The sequence below is a fragment of the Bradyrhizobium sp. LVM 105 genome (genome assembly GCF_003957705.1).
In the GTDB taxonomy this organism is placed as follows: domain Bacteria; phylum Pseudomonadota; class Alphaproteobacteria; order Rhizobiales; family Xanthobacteraceae; genus Bradyrhizobium; species Bradyrhizobium frederickii.
In genome coordinates this window covers 155,187-171,926 of sequence record NZ_QZMV01000006.1, presented here as the reverse complement: position 1 = coordinate 171,926, position 16,740 = coordinate 155,187, and the positions used below count along the sequence as shown (strand labels likewise).

Annotated in this window: 15 protein-coding genes; 6 read left to right on the top strand and 9 right to left on the bottom strand. The window is 65.4% G+C overall.

Translation table 11 applies throughout. From position 1 onward, the window contains the following. Positions 1 to 12: 12 nt before the first annotated feature. A complete protein-coding gene (locus D6B98_RS19065) occupies positions 13 to 795 on the top strand; it encodes a DUF169 domain-containing protein (RefSeq protein ID WP_126258488.1) in 783 nt (260 codons plus the stop codon). 9 nt (positions 796 to 804) lie between these two features. Continuing rightward, complete coding sequence (locus D6B98_RS19060) at positions 805 to 1,983, top strand: saccharopine dehydrogenase family protein (protein ID WP_126258487.1); 1,179 nt, start codon at positions 805 to 807, stop codon at positions 1,981 to 1,983. Positions 1,984 to 1,995: 12 nt separating this feature from the next. On the opposite strand, the gene D6B98_RS19055 is transcribed toward D6B98_RS19060, so the two are convergent. Next, a complete protein-coding gene (locus D6B98_RS19055; RefSeq protein WP_126258486.1) occupies positions 1,996 to 2,436 on the bottom strand; it encodes a hypothetical protein in 441 nt (146 codons plus the stop codon). A gap of 331 nt (positions 2,437 to 2,767) precedes the next feature. Between D6B98_RS19055 and D6B98_RS19050 the strand changes: the two genes are divergently transcribed. Continuing rightward, positions 2,768 to 3,238, top strand: coding sequence for a MarR family winged helix-turn-helix transcriptional regulator (locus tag D6B98_RS19050; RefSeq protein WP_126258485.1), 471 nt, complete (start codon positions 2,768 to 2,770; stop codon positions 3,236 to 3,238). A gap of 100 nt (positions 3,239 to 3,338) precedes the next feature. On the opposite strand, the gene D6B98_RS19045 is transcribed toward D6B98_RS19050, so the two are convergent. The 3 genes from D6B98_RS19045 to D6B98_RS19035 form a co-directional block, all read right to left on the bottom strand. Continuing rightward, positions 3,339 to 4,586: an O-antigen ligase family protein gene (locus D6B98_RS19045; protein ID WP_164718716.1), complete on the bottom strand. Its 1,248-nt coding sequence runs from the start codon at positions 4,584 to 4,586 to the stop codon at positions 3,339 to 3,341. A gap of 157 nt (positions 4,587 to 4,743) precedes the next feature. Further along, positions 4,744 to 6,291 carry an undecaprenyl-phosphate glucose phosphotransferase gene (locus tag D6B98_RS19040; RefSeq protein ID WP_164718715.1) on the bottom strand — a complete coding sequence of 516 codons (1,548 nt, stop codon included), beginning with the start codon at positions 6,289 to 6,291 and terminating at the stop codon, positions 4,744 to 4,746. 118 nt (positions 6,292 to 6,409) lie between these two features. Further along, positions 6,410 to 7,543, bottom strand: coding sequence for a glycosyltransferase family 4 protein (locus tag D6B98_RS19035; RefSeq protein WP_126258482.1), 1,134 nt, complete (start codon positions 7,541 to 7,543; stop codon positions 6,410 to 6,412). A 202-nt stretch (positions 7,544 to 7,745) separates the two neighbouring features. Between D6B98_RS19035 and D6B98_RS19030 the strand changes: the two genes are divergently transcribed. Further along, positions 7,746 to 10,037, top strand: a complete 2,292-nt coding sequence (locus D6B98_RS19030) for a GumC family protein (RefSeq protein WP_126258481.1) — start codon at positions 7,746 to 7,748, stop codon at positions 10,035 to 10,037. A 314-nt stretch (positions 10,038 to 10,351) separates the two neighbouring features. Here D6B98_RS19030 and D6B98_RS19025 read toward each other — a convergent pair whose 3' ends face one another. Next, positions 10,352 to 11,533, bottom strand: coding sequence for a GNAT family N-acetyltransferase (locus tag D6B98_RS19025; protein ID WP_126258480.1), 1,182 nt, complete (start codon positions 11,531 to 11,533; stop codon positions 10,352 to 10,354). A gap of 162 nt (positions 11,534 to 11,695) precedes the next feature. Here D6B98_RS19025 and D6B98_RS19020 point away from each other — a divergent pair, with 162 nt between their 5' ends. Beyond that, on the top strand, positions 11,696 to 12,742 hold the full coding sequence (locus tag D6B98_RS19020; RefSeq protein ID WP_126258715.1) for a polysaccharide deacetylase family protein: 1,047 nt from the start codon (positions 11,696 to 11,698) through the stop codon (positions 12,740 to 12,742). On the opposite strand, the gene D6B98_RS19015 is transcribed toward D6B98_RS19020, so the two are convergent. Beyond that, positions 12,726 to 12,947, bottom strand: a complete 222-nt coding sequence (locus tag D6B98_RS19015) for a DUF2842 domain-containing protein (protein ID WP_126258479.1) — start codon at positions 12,945 to 12,947, stop codon at positions 12,726 to 12,728. The two genes, D6B98_RS19020 and D6B98_RS19015, sit on opposite strands and share 17 nt — an antisense overlap. A 95-nt stretch (positions 12,948 to 13,042) precedes the next feature. On the opposite strand from D6B98_RS19015, the gene D6B98_RS19010 reads away from it, so the two are divergent. Then, complete coding sequence (locus tag D6B98_RS19010) at positions 13,043 to 14,119, top strand: COX15/CtaA family protein (protein WP_126258478.1); 1,077 nt, start codon at positions 13,043 to 13,045, stop codon at positions 14,117 to 14,119. 17 nt (positions 14,120 to 14,136) lie between these two features. On the opposite strand, the gene D6B98_RS19005 is transcribed toward D6B98_RS19010, so the two are convergent. From D6B98_RS19005 to D6B98_RS18995, 3 genes are all read right to left on the bottom strand, one after another. Then, a complete protein-coding gene (locus D6B98_RS19005; RefSeq protein WP_126258477.1) occupies positions 14,137 to 14,469 on the bottom strand; it encodes a hypothetical protein in 333 nt (110 codons plus the stop codon). A 197-nt stretch (positions 14,470 to 14,666) separates the two neighbouring features. Then, positions 14,667 to 15,947, bottom strand: a complete 1,281-nt coding sequence (locus D6B98_RS19000) for an O-acetylhomoserine aminocarboxypropyltransferase (protein WP_126258476.1) — start codon at positions 15,945 to 15,947, stop codon at positions 14,667 to 14,669. Between the two features lie 138 nt (positions 15,948 to 16,085). Then, entirely contained in the window at positions 16,086 to 16,670 is a 585-nt protein-coding gene (locus D6B98_RS18995; protein ID WP_126258475.1) for a CoA-binding protein, read from the bottom strand. Between the last annotated feature and the right edge of the window lie 70 nt (positions 16,671 to 16,740).

The following is a 16,740-nucleotide window of genomic DNA, read 5'->3' as shown; positions in this document are numbered from 1 at the left end:
CCGGAGGAAGCCATGCAACAGCACAGTGCAGACAGCATCGATCTTGCCGGCCTCGTCGCTGATCTCAACAGCCTGCTGCGGCTGAAGACCAATGTGATCGGCATGAAGCTGTTCGCGCAAGCGGCGGAGATGGAGGCGATCCCGAAGATCCGGCGGCCGAATGCGATCCACACCACCGACCAGATCGTCAGCATGGCGGCGCGGCTGGGCTGGACCGTCGGCATCACCGCCGACGATCTTGTAGGTAGCCAGTGCCGCGCGGTGATCGGGCTTAGCCCGCAGGACGACAAATGGCTCGCCGGCGAAAACTATGTCGGGGTCTGGCACGGCACGGCGGAGGATGCGCGCAAGCGCCAGGAGGCGCTGGACGTGGTTCCGTTCGGCCAATATCAGGCGCTCGCCGTCAGTCCGCTCGCGAGCGGCCGGCTCGATCCGCCCGACATCTGCCTTGTCTATGCGACGCCCGGGCAGATGATCATCCTGATCAACGGCCTGCAATATACCGGCTACAAGAAGTTCGAATGGGGCGTGGTCGGTGAGACCGCTTGCGCCGATTCCTGGGGGCGGGCGCTCAAGACCGGGGAGCCCAGCCTGTCCTTGCCATGCTATGCCGAACGGCGCTATGGCGGCGTGCCGGACGAGGAGATGCTGATGGCCTTGAAGCCCGCGCATCTCGCCAAGGCGATCGAGGGCATGAAGGCGCTGGCCAAAAATGGTCTGCGCTATCCGATCCCGCCCTATGGCATCCAAAGCGACGTCCGTGCCGGCATGGGCGTGAGTTACGCGAAAAAGTAAGGGACGAGCATGAGCTCTGCGAAATTCGACATCGTCGTCTACGGCGCGACCGGTTTCACCGGCCAGCTCGTCGCCGAATATCTGGCGGCGCAATACAAGGACGACAAGTCGCTGACATGGGCGATGGCCGGCCGCAGCCTGGACAAGCTGAAATCGGTGCGCGAGGCCATCGGTGCGCCCGCCGACACGCCGCTGATCGTGGCGGATGCGTCGGACGCCGCGTCGCTGAAGGCGATGGTGGCGCAGACGAAGTCGGTCACCACGACGGTCGGGCCGTACCAGTTCTATGGCGAGGATCTGCTCGCTGCCTGCGTCGCTGCGGGCGCGGATTATTTCGATCTCTGCGGCGAGCCGGTCTGGATGCGGCAGATGATCGACAAGTACGAGACATCGGCCAAGGCGAGCGGCGCGCGCATCGTGTTTTCCTGCGGCTACGACTCCGTGCCGTTCGAGCTCGGCACGTTCTTCGTGCAGGAAGAAGCCAGGCGCGTGTTCGGCGCGCCGGCCGCGCGCGTGAAGGGCCGGGTGCGCGACATGCGCGGCACGCTGTCAGGCGGCACCGCGGCGAGTGCCAAAGCAACTTTCGATGCGGTCGCCAAGGACCTCAGCCTCGTCGCCATTCTCAACGACCATTTTGCGCTGACGCCGGGGTTCACCGGCCCGAAGCAGCCCAAAGGCAATAGGGCGGCTTACGAGGAGGATCTGCAATCCTGGGCCGCCCCGTTCATGATGGCGCTGATCAACACCCGCAACGTCCATCGTTCCAACATGCTGATGGGCTTTCCCTACGGCAAGGACTTCGTCTACGACGAGATGGTCCTGACCGGTCCCGGAGAGAAGGGCGAAGCCAACGCAAAGCGCGTGATGGCGGCCAACGCCGAGAAAACCGGTCCTAACGCGCCGAAGCCGGGCGAAGGGCCGTCGAAGGAAGAGCGCGAGAACGGCTTGTTCGATCTGCTCTACGTCGCGATCGCACCGGACGGACGCCAGGTCCGCGCCGGCGTCACCGGCGACCGCGATCCCGGCTACGGCTCGACCTCCAAGATGATCTCCGAATGCGCGATCTGCCTGCTGCGTGATGCGAAGGATGTTCCGGGCGGGATCTGGACGCCGGGCGCAGCGATGCAGCACAAGCTGATCAAGCGGCTGGTCGATCACGCCGGGTTGACGTTCGGGGTGGAGACGTAAGCCTTCGCTTTCTCACCTGTTGCAGGACCGGGCTTTCATTCTCAAGCCGTCTCGCGCGTTGAGCAGGAGCAGGGTGATGTTCGCAGCTCCGGCGACAAGCTCAAGAGCCTGGACCGCATAGAAGACTGCATCGAACTCGGCGGCCTTCGCCTTGTGTGCGAGAAAGAAAGCGACGGGGACAAGCACGAGAAGGCCGTTGGCCGCGATCAGCGGCATTCGCTTGATCTTCGCGCCGATCAGGCCGGCTCGCCGCCCCTGTGACAGCGCAAGGCCTGATCCGGCCGTCGCCGCAAGCGCAGGGATCAGCACGAGAAAGCCCCAGGGTATGGCAGTCTTGACGGCAGTGATGACGGACTGGGACGCGAAGAGTTCGCTGAACGCAGTAGAGAGCCAGAAAGTCGAGATCGTGAGAAGCGCGGTCCCGCCTGCAACGGGATGAATCATCTTGATCACGGCCTGTTTCCCTTCTGGTTATCGTTCGAGCCCCGAGGCGACCCCGGTGGGCGCGATGCGACCGCCGCGAACGTGACCCGGCCCTCTGCGGGGCGCGTTTCATGACGCAAGATGTCCGCTGCTACCGCTTCATGCGGCGCGGAAATCGGGCCCGCGCCTCCGAGAAGCGGCGGCCTCAGAACGGCATTCGGTGGGGTCGGCTGGATCGCATGGCGCATCACGGGCATGACAAACTCTCGCGTCTGGTCCAATATGACATCATGGTGTCGAAGTCGGCGCCAGCGATAGCTTAATTGACATGATGGTGTCAATAGAGATTTATGGAGTCAATATGCGCGCTATCAAGCGATCTCCGGCGGGTGACGCCATGACCGATCTCATTCTCGACCTATTCAGGGTCAATAACCTGACCTTGACGTGGGGCGATCGCTTGGTAGCCCCCCTCGGACTGACCAGCGCCCGCTGGCAGATTCTGGGGGCGATCGTTGGCGCGGACCGTGCGCAGCCGGTCGCCTGGCTCGCCCGCGACCTCGGCGCTAACCGCCAGAACGTTCAGCGTATCGTCAATGACCTGGCCCATGAAGGGCTCGTCACCTTTGAACTCAATCCACATCATCGCCGCGCCCATCTCGTGGTCCTGACCGACAAGGGACTGAAGACCTACGACGCTGCCATCCGCCTGTATGCCCCCAAGATCAACTCGCTGGTACAAGGTCTCCCGGTAGAAGAGATCAAGACCGCCGGCCGCCTCATCAAGGCGCTGCGCAAGAAGCTCGAACAGGAAGTGAGTGCAGATGCCTGACCAGGACCTTGCGCAACGTCCATTTGAATATCCTGGACGACAATGCGGCGCCGAACCGCGACGCTCCAGAAGCTGTCAGCCTCGAGAGAGCGTTCCTATCTCAAGCTGAAGGCGCTTCGTCGTCGGCCCTGATCCTGTAGATCTGTGCGGCCGCGATCATGCCCCACATCGCGCCCAGCATCATCCAGAAGTGCCGCCAGTGGTCGGTGTCGATCACGAAGCTTTCGCCGACGGTGCCGACGAAGGCGGAGAAGATCGCGAGATAGGCGCGCTGCCAGGGCACCGGGACGAAGATGTGGCGGAAGCCCATGATCACGGTGGTGAAGACCAGCGCGGGATAGCACACGCCGGACAGCCAGCCGCCGGACATGAAGGCGTTGAGATAGGAGTTGTGGGTGTCCTCGGGGAAGAAGCGGTGGAATTGCAGGGGACCGATGCCGAACGGCAGGCCGAGCGCCATCTCCGCACCGAGGATGTGACGGCCGAACCGGCCGAAGCGGCCTTCGTCATAGCTCTGGCCGAAGCTTGCGCGCTGCTTGAACATCTCCGCGGTGGACTCGAACGACAACAGCACCGCGATCAGCGCCAGCCCCAGCACGGCGGCCACGACCGCCATGACGACGATGCGCGAGCGCTGCGCGTTGGTGCGTCCGGTCAGCACCATCAGCGCCAGCATGAAGGCCGAGGTCAGCACCAGCCCGCCCCAGGCGGCGCGCGAGAAGGCGAGCAGGATCGCCAGCGACATGATGGCGAAGGCGATGGCGTTGCGGAATGCCTTGGCCAGCTTGTCCGATACCACGCTCTGCAGCGCAAACAGCGCCGGCAGGATCAGGAAGGCGCCGAGCACGTTCGGGTCCTTGAACGTGCCGCGCGCGCGTCCGTAGAGCGTGAGGAGGTCGTTGCCGCCGGGCACCAGGTGGAAGTAGCCGGCGACCGCCAGGATCGAAGCCACCATCGCGCCGACCACGAGCCCGCGGCGGAGCATGTCGAGCCGGGCCGCGGTGTCCTCGGACATCACCATGGCGAAGAACACGACGGTCACCGCCATGTACCAGGAGGTCGCGATCCAGCTCACCACCTCGGATTGCTCGAACAGCGGGATCGCGCTGATGGTGTAGCCGAGATTGAGCAGGACCAGCAGTGCGATCAGCGGCATCAGCGCGAGCCGCAAGCGAAGGCCGGTGGCGAAGAACGTGACGGCGGCGAGCAGCGTCACGATCTCGTAGGGGCTCGGTTCGATGAAGACGACCGCGCCGGAGGCGCCGACCAGCCACACCAGCGCGCGCTGCAGCGCCAGCACGCCGGGCGCGGCCAGTTTCACTCCATCGGCTGTCGCCGCATACGCCATCACTTGCTCATACGCTTACGCAACTCGTACGCCACAAACACCGCTGTCATCGCCCGGCTTGACCGGGCGATCCAGTACTCCGCGGCGCGCGTTGCAGAAGAACGGCCGGAGCTGCGGCGTACTGTATGCCCCGGTCAAGCCGGGGCATGACGGAAACTCAATACGCGTTCTCGTTCTTGGTTAGGAGCGAGATCGGCGTCTTCAGGAGGATGTAGAGGTCGAACAGCACCGACCAGTTCTCGATGTAATACAGGTCGAACTCGACGCGCTTCTGAATCTTCTCTTCGTTGTCGATCTCGCCGCGCCAGCCGTTGATCTGGGCCCAGCCGGTGATGCCCGGCTTGACGCGGTGCCGGGCGAAATAGCCGTCGACGGCCTCGTCGAACAGCCGGCTCTGCAGCTTGCCCTGCACCGCGTGGGGGCGCGGGCCGACCAGGGAGAGATTGCCGGCGAAGACCACGTTGAAGAGCTGCGGCAGCTCGTCGAGGCTGGTCTTGCGGATGAAGCGGCCGACGCGGGTGACGCGCGGATCGTTCTTGGTGACGACCTTGGAGGCGGTCGGATCGGCCTGGTGATGGTACATCGAGCGGAACTTGTAGACGTCGATGCGCTCGTTGTTGAAGCCGAAGCGCTTCTGGCGGAACAGCACCGGTCCCGGGCTGTCGAGCTTCACCGCGAGCGCGACGAGGCCCATCACCGGCAGGGCCGCGAGCAGGGCGAGGCTGCCGACGACGCGGTCGAACAGCCATTTCATCACCAGATCCCAATCCGTGATCGGCGCCTCGAACACGTCGAGAGTCGGCACCTCGCCGAGATAGGAATAGGAGCGCGGCCGGAAGCGCAGCTTGTTGGTGTGCGCGGAGAGGCGGATGTCGACGGGCAGCACCCAGAGCTTCTTCAGCATCTCCAGGATGCGCGTCTCCGCCGAGATCGGCAGCGCGAACAGCACGAGATCGACGCGGGTGCGGCGGGCGAACTCGAGGATGTCGTCGACCTTGCCGAGCTTGCGCGCCCCGGCGCAGGTGTCGAGCGCGCGGCTGTCGTTGCGGTCGTCGAACACGCCGAGCACGTGGATGTCGGAATCCTCCTGCGCCTTCAGCGCTTCGACCAGCTGCTCGCCGTTGCTGTCGGAGCCGACGATGATGGTGCGGCGGTCGAGCCGGCCCTGGCGCGCCCAGCCGCGCACCAGCGAGCGCAGCACCAGTCGCTCGGCGATCAGGGCGGCGAGCCCGAGGACGTAGAAGGCGGCCAGCCATAGCCGGGAGATTTCGCTGCCGTATTTGGCGAAGAAGGAGATGCCGATGAACAGCAGGAAGACGAACGACCAGGACGAGATCATCCGCGTCATCTGCCGCAGCTGTCCGCGGAACAGCTGGACCTGATAGAGGTCGGCGGCCTGGAAGCAGACCACGGCGGCGACCGCGACGGCGACGACCTCCGCAGGATAGACCCAGCTGAAGCCGGAGAGCGGCATCACGTAGCCGATATAGAGCGCGATGCCGACGAGGCTCAGCAGCGCGAAGTCGGCGAGGCGCACGAAGCCGGTGATCACGATCGGCGAATAGGCGCGGGAGACCTTCTGGTTGACGACTTCGAGCGCGGCCGGCGAGAGCCGGCGGCGGCGCTCGACGAAAGACTGGTCAGCGGGCTTCGCCGCAGCGCTGGTCGCGGCGTCGAGCATCGAGCGTGCGTTGAGCGGTTCCACGGGCGTCCACGTCCATTCCAAAGCCCGCGGCACGGCGTTGAGCGCCCGGGCGAGCATCCCCTGGACCTTGGACTATCGAACAAATCGGAAGATTCTCTAAAGCGGGTCTTAAGAATGGTTAGTGATCGGTAAATGCGTCGCGATAGCCGGCGAGCACGCCGTCGACCATCGCGGCTTGCGAGAAATGCGCGGAGATGCGTTCCCGCAAGGTGGCGGCGCGCTGTGCGGTGGTCTGCGGATCGTTCAGCGCTGCGGCGATCGCTTCCGCCATGGCCTCGGGATTGCTCGGCGCGAACAGAGCGGGGCTGTCGGCGCCGAAGATTTCGGGGATGCCGCCGATTCTGGACCCGATCATCGGGATGCCGGCAGCGCCGGCTTCGATCACGACATAGGGCATGGAATCGCCGCGCGAGGGGACGACCAGCAGCCGCCCCTTGGAGAAGCCGTAGCGCGCCTTGACGTGGCCGATGAAGCGGATCGCATCGGTGAGGCCGAGCGTCTCCACCTGCGCCTTCAGCGCCGCCATTTCCTCGCCGTCGCCGCCGAGCGTCAAGGTGACCTTCCTGCCGCCCTCGTGCAGGCGCGCCACGGCATCGATCAGGAGATCCGCACCCTTGATGTGCCTGAACTCGCCGACATAGCAGAGGTCGGTGGCATCGTCGGCGGTCACGACAGGCTCGAACTCCTCGGGCGTGACGCCGTTGAAGACGCAACGCACCACGCCCTTGGGGGTGCCGACGATGCGTTGATAGGTGTCGCGGGCGAACGCGCTCTCGAACAGGAACAGGTCGGTCGAATCCATCAGCGCGCGCTCCAGCCGCGCGTAGAACTCGCCCTTGAAGGTGTTGAGCGGATAATGCAGCGAGCCGCCATGCGGCGTGTAGATGCGGATGGTGTCGTCGGAGCGTCGTCGCATCCGGATGAAGGCGCCGGCCTTGGCGCCGTGGCCGTGCATGACGTCGGGCTTCAGCGTGGCGATCAGGCGCCGCATGCGTAGCCACACCAGGACGTCGTCCGGCGAGGGCTCGCGGCGGATCGCTAGCCGGTGCACGCCGAGCTTCAGCCGCGGGGCGAGCTCGGCAAGTGCCTTGTCGGCACGTTGGCCGCCGGTGAGGCTGTCGGCGAGAATGCCGACATGATGGCCGCGGTCGACCTGGCCGTTGGCGACATCGAGGATATGGCGGAAGATGCCGCCGACCGGAGCGCGCACGGCGTGCAGGATACGAAGCGGCCGGTCAGGAGAGGGAGGCATGTATCAAAACCAGCGCTCGACGGCGAATGCCGAACTATTCCTTGGAAATATCGAGATGGATTAGGGGCCCTCGTGGTTAACAAACGGTGACGAGCGCGCGTGCGGCTATCGCCGCCGCTGCGATTAACCCAGCGGCAACCTTAATGGAGTGTAATCGCGCCGGTTGCGGTAGCTTGGTGGCGTTGCCCTGCGGGAGTGTTCGATGCGTTTAGCGTTCTGGCGTGCCGGCAAGGACAAGGCGGTAATTGCGCGTGCCGTGTCAAAGCCGAAGGCCGAAGTCGCGCCCAAAGCTGACAAGGCTGAAGTCAAGGTCGAGCCCAGGATTGAAGCAACGCCTGCGCCGATCGTCACGAAGCAGGCGCAAGTTGAAGCCGGCGATATCGACCTGCACGCGCTCGGAGCGGCATTGGCGCGCAAGCGCGGCTGGATCGTCGTGCCGACGGTGCTGGCGCTGGTCGCGTCAATTGCCGCCGTCAATCTCGTCACGCCGCGCTACAAGTCCGAATCGCGCATCCTGATCGATGGCCGCGAAAACGTATTCCTGCGCCCGAACAGTGACCGCGCCGAGGAGCGCCAGGCGCTCGACGCCGAGGCCGTCACCAGCCAGGTGCAGCTCGTGCTGTCGCGCGATCTCGCGCGCGAGATCATCAGGAAGAACAAGCTCGCCGAACGTCCCGAATTCGATCCCGTGCTGCAAGGCGTCTCGCCGCTGAAGTCGCTGGCCGCGATGATCGGGCTCGGCCGCGATCCGTTCTCGATGACGCCGGAAGAGCGCGTGCTCGATGCCTATTACGAGCGCCTGCAGGCCTACGCCGTCGACAAGTCGCGCGTGATCGTGGTCGAATTCCAATCCGCCGATTCCGAGCTTGCGGCGCGCGTCGCCAATTCGATCGCCGACGGCTATCTCGTGCTGCAGCAGGCGGTCCGCCAGGACCAGGCCAAGAACGCCAGCCAGTGGCTCGCCGGTGAGATCGAGAGCTTGCGCAAGAAGGTCTCCGAGGCCGAGGCCAGGGTCGAGGACTTCCGTTCCAAGTCGAGCCTGTTCATCGGCACCAACAACACCACGCTGTCGAACCAGCAGATGGGCGAGGTCAACACCCAGCTCAACAATGCGCGCTCGATGAAGGCGGATGCGGAATCCAAGGCGCGGCTGATCAAGGAAATGCTCCAGAGCGGCAAGCCGATCGAAGCGGCGGAGGTGCTGAACTCCGAGCTGGTGCGGCGGCTGTCGGAGCAACGCGTGACGCTGCGTGCCCAGCTTGCCGAGCAATCCTCGACGTTGCTCGGCAACCATCCGCGCATCAAGGAATTGAAAGCCCAGTTGGGCGATCTCGACACCCAGATCCGCGACGAGGCCAGCAAGATCTCGCGCTCGCTGGAGAATGACGCGCGGATCGCCGGCGGTCGGGTCGACGGCCTGACCGTGAGCTTGGAGCAGCTCAAGAAGCAGGCGGCCTCGACCAACGGCCAGGACGTCCAGCTCCGCGCGCTCGAGCGCGAGGCCAAGGCGCAGCGCGATCTGCTCGAGACCTATCTCGCCAAGTACCGCGAGGCCAACACCCGCGAGACCATCGACACCGCGCCGACCGACGGCCGCATCATCTCGCGCGCCATCGTCTCGAACACGCCGGCCTATCCGAAGAAGCTGCCGATCGTGCTGATCGCGACGCTCGCGACGCTGCTGCTGTCGTCCGGCGTCGTCGTCACCGGCGAGCTGTTGCGCCAGACCGCGCCCCGCGCGGTGGCGGCGATTTTCCCGGCACAGGCGCCGGCGCGGCGGGAGCCGACGGTCCAACCGGCCGTCGCGCCAGCCTCGGATCCTGGCATCGAGCCCGCTCCGGTGGAGCGCGCGCCGCTCCAACAGGAGCTGACGACCGATGCGGATGTCACCGAATTCATCGAGATCGAACGTTTGGCCGAGGATTTGCGCGCCGCCGGCGCTGCCGCGAAGAAGGTCACCGTGCTCGGCACCGCCTCAGGCGAAGCCATCACGCTGTCGACGCTGACGCTGGCACGGCATCTGGCGCGCGAGGCGCGTGTCGTGGTGGTCGATCTCGCCGCGTCCTCGCCGACGATCGCCGCGGTGTCCGTCGATGCTTCGGCGCCGGGCCTTGCCGAGCTGATGCAGGGCGAGGCGTCGTTCGCGCAAGTTATCACCCGGGACAAGCTGTCGCGGCTGCATCTGGTCATGGCCGGCCGTCCCGGCTTCGACCGCAGCCTGCTGCAATCGCCGCGGGTGACGCTCGCCATCGACGCGCTGCTGCGCGCCTATGATCACGTGCTGATCGATGCCGGCAGCGCTTCGGATCTTCCGGCCGAGCTGCTGACGGCGCATGCCCGCGCCGTCGTGGTGCCCGATGCCGCGATGACGCCGGATGCGCGCACGCTGATGTGCGAGCAGCTCCGGGCCGTCGGCTTCAGCGCGGTGACGATGCTGAACAAGCCGGTGCAGCCGTCGAATGCGACGGAAGCGCCGCGCGTGGTGGCGGCGTAGGCTTTTAGCTCTCTCTCCGCGCACTCGGAATCGTAGGGTGGGCAAAGGCGCGCTCGCGCCGTGCCCACCCCTATCCAATATAGTGACGGAAGACGTGGGCACGCTTCCGCCTTCGCTCTTCGAGCTACGGCGGACAAGTCGCTTTGCCCCTAACCCTCTCCCCTTGTGGGAGAGGGTGGCTTCGAAGCGAAGACGGGTGAGGGGTTTCTATCCTCATCAGAGGTCTAGCGAGTCGAGAGAACCCCTCATCCGGCGCTTCGCGCCACCTTCTCCCACAAGGGGAGAAGGAACAGCACCTCACGAAAGGTTGGAGTCTACCCGAACGCCTGCCGCAGCCGGCGGGCGAGGTCGAACAGCATCTGGTTCTGCTTCACCAGCCGCTTGCCGCGGCTCAGCGATGACATCGCCATTGCGGCGAGGGTTCCGCGCGAGGTCAGCGGGACGAAACTGTCGAAGATCTCTTCGTCGTCCTTGCAGAACATCCGCTTGTAATCGTCCGAGCCGATGCCGAGGTCGAGCGAACGGTAGCCGCGCTCGCCGTAGCGGTCGATGATGTAGCGCATCAGGATCAGGCCGGGGCTGTAGCGGGCGTGCTCGGACATCGTGTAGGTGTTGAACATCATCGAGAAGCGCTCGCCGTCGGCGACGCCGGCGAAGATCGCGATCACCTCGTCGTCGCATTCGAGCGCATGGATGTCGATGACGCGGCCTTCGCCGCGCGGCGCAAGGCAGGCGCTGCGGACGAACTGTTCGACGCCGGGCTCAGCGAAGACGTTCGGGAGCTTCTGCTCCGCCATCCGCACCGGCTTGACGCGAAAGAACCAGTCAAGCAGGCGGGCAATGTCGGCGTCGGTGGTGGCCAGGTGGTAGCGATAGCCGGCGAGGGCCTGGAGCTTCTTTTCCTTGCTCTTGAGACGGCGGCGAAGCGAATTGCTGATCCGCGATGCCGGCGGCCCGCCCGGCTCCATCACCAGCTGCGGACAGCCGTTGATGGCGCTCTGTCGCGGCAGCAGCGCAAACGGGTTCGGCTGGTCGTGCCAGCGCAGCGGCTGCTGCGTCAGCGCGAGCACGTCGATGTGCTGGCGGAGCGGCGCCAGCAGCGCCTCGAGATCGGCGGCATTGGTCTGCGCGGCGCAGGCGGCGTCCCACAGGCCCATGTTGAAGGTCGTATGCTTGCCGCCCATGAAGCTGGCCGTGCGCACGCCGTGGCCTTGGCGCAGCGAGAGCGGGAGCAGCAGCAGCGGATTGCGATCGGCGTCGCGGGCGATCACGACGAAGGGGCGGCCGCCCTCGCGCGCGCCGACCAGCCGCTGCCAGGGGCTCAGCAGATCGAACCGCTGATAGGGCGTGTAGAGGTGGCCGGTCTCCTCGAAGCTGCGCCAGACCGCCTCGGCGGCGTCGAGATCGGTGACGATGTCGACCTGCGCGATACGGCTCGCTTTCGACCGCGCTGGCGCTTCTGCCGTCCGGCTTTGCATCGCCGCAGCCATGGTCATTCGCGAAACCTGTCGAGGAATCAGAAATAGAGGTCAATCGGCCTGTGGCCGACCTTTGCAAAGAAAGGTCAACAAAGGGTAAGGACAATGGGAGCGGGAACGGGCGCCTTGAGGGCGCCAACGGTGGGTGAGGCTCAAGGGTGAGGCTCAAAGGTGGGGACATTGGCCTCCGACGACAGATGGCTGGAACGGCTGCGCCTCGAGCTGGCCTGGTTCACCGGCCGGGCCGCGCTGGGCAGCCGTGGTGCCGGCGCCATCCTGCGCTTTGAACGGGTGCGCCCGCGGCGCGGCGGGTTTCAGCCGCTGCGCGCGCACGAGATCACGCCGCAATTCCTCGATCGCGCCATTCGCGCGCTGAAGCGCTGGGAGTACGATTTTCTCGGCATGGACGAGGTCTGCCGGCGCGCGGTGACGTTGCCGGAGCCGCGGCGCTTCGTGGCGCTCACCTTCGACGGCGCGCCCAAGGATCTCATCGAATTTGCCTACCCCGTGCTGGCACATCACGCGGTGCCCTTCACGATCTACGTGCCCACCGCGTTTCCCGACGGCGTCGGACAGGCCTGGTGGCTCGCGCTCGAACAGGTGGTCGCGCGCGAGAGCCGCATCAACCTGATGATGGGCGAGAAAGAGCAACGCTTCGTCGTCACGGATCGGGCCGGGAAGCAGGCGCTGTTTGCGCATCTCGAGAGTTGGTTGCGCTCGCTGTCGCCGGCGGATCTGGCGGCGGCGATCGCCGATCTCTGCACGCGCTACCGGATCGACCTTGCCGCACTCTCGCGCGAGGCGTCGATGGATTGGGAGGATCTGGCGAAGCTCGCTGCCGATCCGCTCGTCACGATCGGCAGCGCGACCGTGAACTATCCTGTTCTCGCCAACATGAAGGACAGTGCGGCGCTGCGGGAGATGACGATGGGCAAGGCCGTTGCGGAAGCCGCCTTCCGCCGCGAGATCGGGCATTTCGCCTTTCCGTTCGGCGATCGCGCCTCGTTCCGGCGCAGTCATGTCATCATGGCGGAGGAGGCCGGCTTTGCCAGCGCGGTGTCGACCATCCCGGGCATCGTGGATGCGGAGGGACGGACCAATTTGCGCGCGCTGCCGCGGATCTCCTGGGACGGCCGTGTGCGCTCGCTGCGCATGTTGCGCGTCCTGGTGTCGGGCGCTGCCTTTGCGCCGGTGAAACCGACCGGCAGCACTACCGGCCAGACTTGACCCGGTCGGGACGCTGCATCCAGCTCACGATTGGCATGGCCGGCAGCACCCAGCCCATCCCGACCACCACGTAGTAGATTGCCTGCCGCCAGCCGGATTCGGCAATCCACGGCATCTGCGCCGCGGCCATGCCGAGCAAGGCCCAGACCGTTGCCAGCACCAGCAGCAGGATGGCGCCGAGGAACTTGCGGGTGCGGATCGTCATGACGGGAGCTTGCTGTTGTCGCGTAACTTGCGCTGCGGGAGCGGGGGACTATAAGGGGCACGCAGTCCGGTTCAAGCCCTGGTTTTAACCCCTGAATGACGACGAATTCCGTTCCGACCAATCCGCATCGCGCCGTGCGCTGGTGGCTGATCTTCGTCGCCGCGCTGATCGCGTTGATGGTGCTGGTGGGCGGCGCGACGCGGCTGACGGAATCCGGCCTTTCGATCGTCGAGTGGAAACCGGTCACCGGCAGCGTGCCGCCGCTGTCGGAGGCGCAGTGGACCGAGGCGTTCGAGGCCTACAAGAAGATCCCGCAATATCGCGAGCTCAATGCGGGCATGAGCCTGTCCGAGTTCAAGGAGATCTTCTGGTGGGAGTGGAGCCACCGCTTGCTCGGCCGCTTCATCGGCGTCGCCTATCTGTTGCCGTTCCTGTTCTTCCTGTGGCGCGGCGGTCTGTCCGGTGAGCTGAAGCGCCGGCTGTGGCTGCTGTTCGCGCTCGGCGGGCTCCAGGGTGCGGTGGGCTGGTGGATGGTCGCCTCGGGCCTGACGGAACGGGTCGAGGTGTCGCAATATCGGCTGGCGACGCATCTGCTGCTCGCGCTGCTGATCTTCGCCGGCATCGTCTGGACGGTGCGGCGGCTCGAGCAGCGGCCGCAGATCGCAGCGCCGGCGCGGCTGCGGTTCACGAGCGCGCTGCTGCTGGTCGTGACTTTGGTGCAGATCTATTTCGGTGCGCTGGTCGCGGGCTTGCGCGCCGGCCGCGCCTACAACACCTGGCCGCAGATCGACGGCGCGTTCATTCCCTCGGCCGAGCGGCTGTGGTTCGAGACGCCGTGGTGGCGCAACATGTTCGACAACGTCCTGACGGTGCAGTTCGAGCACCGCATGACCGCCTATGCGCTGCTCGTGCTGGCGCTGCTGCACGCAATCGACGCGGTGCGCTCGCGCGCAGGCGCGGCGGGGGCGCTGTGGCTGCTCGCCGCGGTCAGCGTGCAGGCGGTGCTCGGCATCCTCACGCTGCTCAACCAGGTGCCGATCGACCTTGCGCTGTCGCACCAGGCGGTCGCGATCGCGGTGCTGACGCTTGCGGTGATGCAGGTGGAACGGCTCGCTTCGCGCCAGCAGACGCACGCGCAGCCGCGCGCGGTTCCGGTCGGTCAGGCCGGCTGATCACATCGGCCGACCGATCAGCAATAGCCGTAAACACCGCACGCATAGGGCAGGCGCCAGAAATAATCGACCTGCTTTCCGCCGTAATACGCGCCCTGATAATCGTAGTCCCAGGGACGGCCGTAATAGCCGGGCAGCGTGTGAGAGCCGGGCAGGAGCGGTGTGCCGGGCAGATTGCGGATGTAGCTGCCGACGCCATAGGCCGGCGAGATCAGTGCGTCCGGATCGGTCTCGACATAGACCTGCGGCGGCGCGACGGCCCGCCGCTTCGGCGTGGCCGGCAAGTCGGCAGCAACGGCAGCCGAGACCGTCAGCATCACTGTCAGGGCAGGCACCATCCAGCGCAACATCGTCGGCTCCGAATCAAAGGGGCGATCCAAAGACGATGTATGGGGCAGATATGGTTAACGACTGTTAACTGACGGCGGCCGAAACGGCCGCCGTCATTCCGGGGCGCGCGTTTAGCGCGAACCCGGAATCTCAAGGTTCCCCGGTGCGCAATTGCGCACCTGAGGTTCGCGCTTTGCGCGCCCCGGAACGACAGCGACTACGCCCCCAGCGCCTGTTCCAGATCCGCGATCAGGTCTTCCTTGTCCTCGATGCCGATCGAGAGCCGCACCACGTCGGGGCCGGCGCCGGACTTGATCTTGGAAGCGTCGTCGAGCTGGCTGTGCGTGGTCGAAGCCGGGTGGATCACCAGCGAGCGGGTGTCGCCGACATTGGCGAGATGCGAGAACAGCTGCAGCTTCGACACCAGGTTGACGCCGGCGTCATAGCCGCCCTTCAGGCTGAAGGTGAACACGGCGCCCGCGCCCTTCGGCGCGTATTTGCGGGCCAGCCGGTTGTACTTGTCGCTCGGCAGGCCCGCATAATTGACCGAGGCCACCGCCGGATGTCCGGCGAGGAATTCGGCAACCGCCTTGGCGTTGTCGCAGTGCTTCTGCATCCGCAGCGGCAGCGTCTCGATTCCCGTGAGGATCATGAAGGCATTGAACGGCGACAATGCCGGTCCGAGATCGCGCAGGCCGAGCACGCGGCAGGCGATCGCGAAAGCGAAATTGCCGAAGGTCTCCTGGAGGCGGATGCCGTGATATTCGGGCCGCGGCTCCGACAGCATCGGATATTTGCCGCCGGTGGACCAGTCGAAGGTGCCGGCATCGACGATGATGCCGCCGAGCGAATTGCCGTGACCGCCCAAAAATTTCGTCAGCGAGTGCACGACGATGTCGGCGCCGTGGTCGATCGGGCGGATCAGATAGGGCGAAGCCAGCGTGTTGTCGACGATCAGCGGCACACCCGCCTTGCGCGCGACCGTCGAGATCGCCTCGATGTCGGTGATGCTGCCGGCGGGGTTGGCGATGGACTCGATGAAGATGGCTTTCGTGCGCGGCGTCACCGCGCGCTCGAAGCTCGCGATGTCGTCGGGATCGGCCCATACCACGTTCCAGCCGAAGCTCTTGAAGGCGTGCGTGAACTGGTTGATCGAGCCGCCGTAGAGCTTTCTCGCGGCGATGAACTCGTCGCCGGGCTGCAGCAATTGCTGCAGCACCACGACCTGCGCGGCGTGGCCCGAGGCCACCGCCAGCGCGGCCGTGCCGCCTTCGAGCGCGGCGACGCGCTCTTCCAGCACCGCATTGGTGGGATTGCCGATGCGGGTATAGATGTTGCCGAATGCCTGCAGGCCGAACAGCGAGGCGGCGTGGTCGGCGTCGTTGAACACGAACGAGGTGGTTTGATAAATCGGAGTCGCGCGCGCACCGGTGGTGGGGTCGGGCTGTGCACCGGCATGCACGGCGAGGGTTGAAAATCCCGGAAGGCGATCGCTCATTGAGGGCGTCCTGTTCTTGTGGCCTGAAATCGCGCGGCATGCTGATGGGCGCCGCGCTCGCCGTCAAGGCGCCACGTCAGTTCGGAGTGATCTTGCTAGGCATTGCCGCGTTCGCGAAACGAATCCTTCGCGATTGCGTCAGCTTTGCTCGTTCTTGTTTTTGGCGGCCCGATCGGATGCCGCGGTCTCGCCGCCGCCGACACTCATCCGATTGAGGGAGAGCCGCATGCCCTGCGTTGGTGCCGGCGCGCGCTTGGAGCTCAGCGTGCGCGAATTCACGCCCATCCAGGAGATCTCGGACGACAGGCGGCCATATTCGATCTTGGGGCAGCGGTTCATCACCACCTTGATACCGACCGATTCCGCCTTCGCCGCCGCGGCTTCGTCACGTGCGCCGAGCTGCATCCAGATCACCTTCGGCAGCGGATCCAGCGTGAGCGCCTCTTCGACCACGGGCATGATGTGGCTGGAGTTGCGAAAGATGTCGATCATGTCGATCGGACGCCCGATGTCCGAGAGTGAGGCGACAAAGGGTTTTCCGAGCAGCTCCTTGCCGACATGGCCCGGATTGACCGGGATCATGTCGTAGCCGCGCTGCGCCAGGTATTTGAACGCGAAATAGCTCGGCCGCACGTTGACCGGCGAGGCGCCGACCATCGCGATCGACTTCACGCTGTTGAGGATGCCGCGGATGTAATTGTCGGGATAGGCGTCGTGGTTCATCGGATCTTCTTTGCTGCTGTCATTGCGAGGAGCGAAGCGACGAAGCAATCCAGTCTGTCACTGCGGAGGG

Coding starts and splice junctions, on each gene's coding strand:
- D6B98_RS18995 (WP_126258475.1), bottom strand. CDS start 16,670: ATGAACCACGACGCCTATCCCGACAATTACATCCGCGGCATCCTCAAC.
- D6B98_RS19035 (WP_126258482.1), bottom strand. CDS start 7,543: ATGCCTCCCTCTCCTGACCGGCCGCTTCGTATCCTGCACGCCGTGCGC.
- D6B98_RS19045 (WP_164718716.1), bottom strand. CDS start 4,586: ATGGCGTATGCGGCGACAGCCGATGGAGTGAAACTGGCCGCGCCCGGC.
- D6B98_RS19015 (WP_126258479.1), bottom strand. CDS start 12,947: ATGACGATCCGCACCCGCAAGTTCCTCGGCGCCATCCTGCTGCTGGTG.
- D6B98_RS19000 (WP_126258476.1), bottom strand. CDS start 15,947: ATGAGCGATCGCCTTCCGGGATTTTCAACCCTCGCCGTGCATGCCGGT.
- D6B98_RS19050 (WP_126258485.1), top strand. CDS start 2,768: ATGCGCGCTATCAAGCGATCTCCGGCGGGTGACGCCATGACCGATCTC.
- D6B98_RS19025 (WP_126258480.1), bottom strand. CDS start 11,533: ATGACCATGGCTGCGGCGATGCAAAGCCGGACGGCAGAAGCGCCAGCG.
- D6B98_RS19010 (WP_126258478.1), top strand. CDS start 13,043: ATGACGACGAATTCCGTTCCGACCAATCCGCATCGCGCCGTGCGCTGG.
- D6B98_RS19065 (WP_126258488.1), top strand. CDS start 13: ATGCAACAGCACAGTGCAGACAGCATCGATCTTGCCGGCCTCGTCGCT.
- D6B98_RS19060 (WP_126258487.1), top strand. CDS start 805: ATGAGCTCTGCGAAATTCGACATCGTCGTCTACGGCGCGACCGGTTTC.
- D6B98_RS19030 (WP_126258481.1), top strand. CDS start 7,746: ATGCGTTTAGCGTTCTGGCGTGCCGGCAAGGACAAGGCGGTAATTGCG.
- D6B98_RS19005 (WP_126258477.1), bottom strand. CDS start 14,469: ATGTTGCGCTGGATGGTGCCTGCCCTGACAGTGATGCTGACGGTCTCG.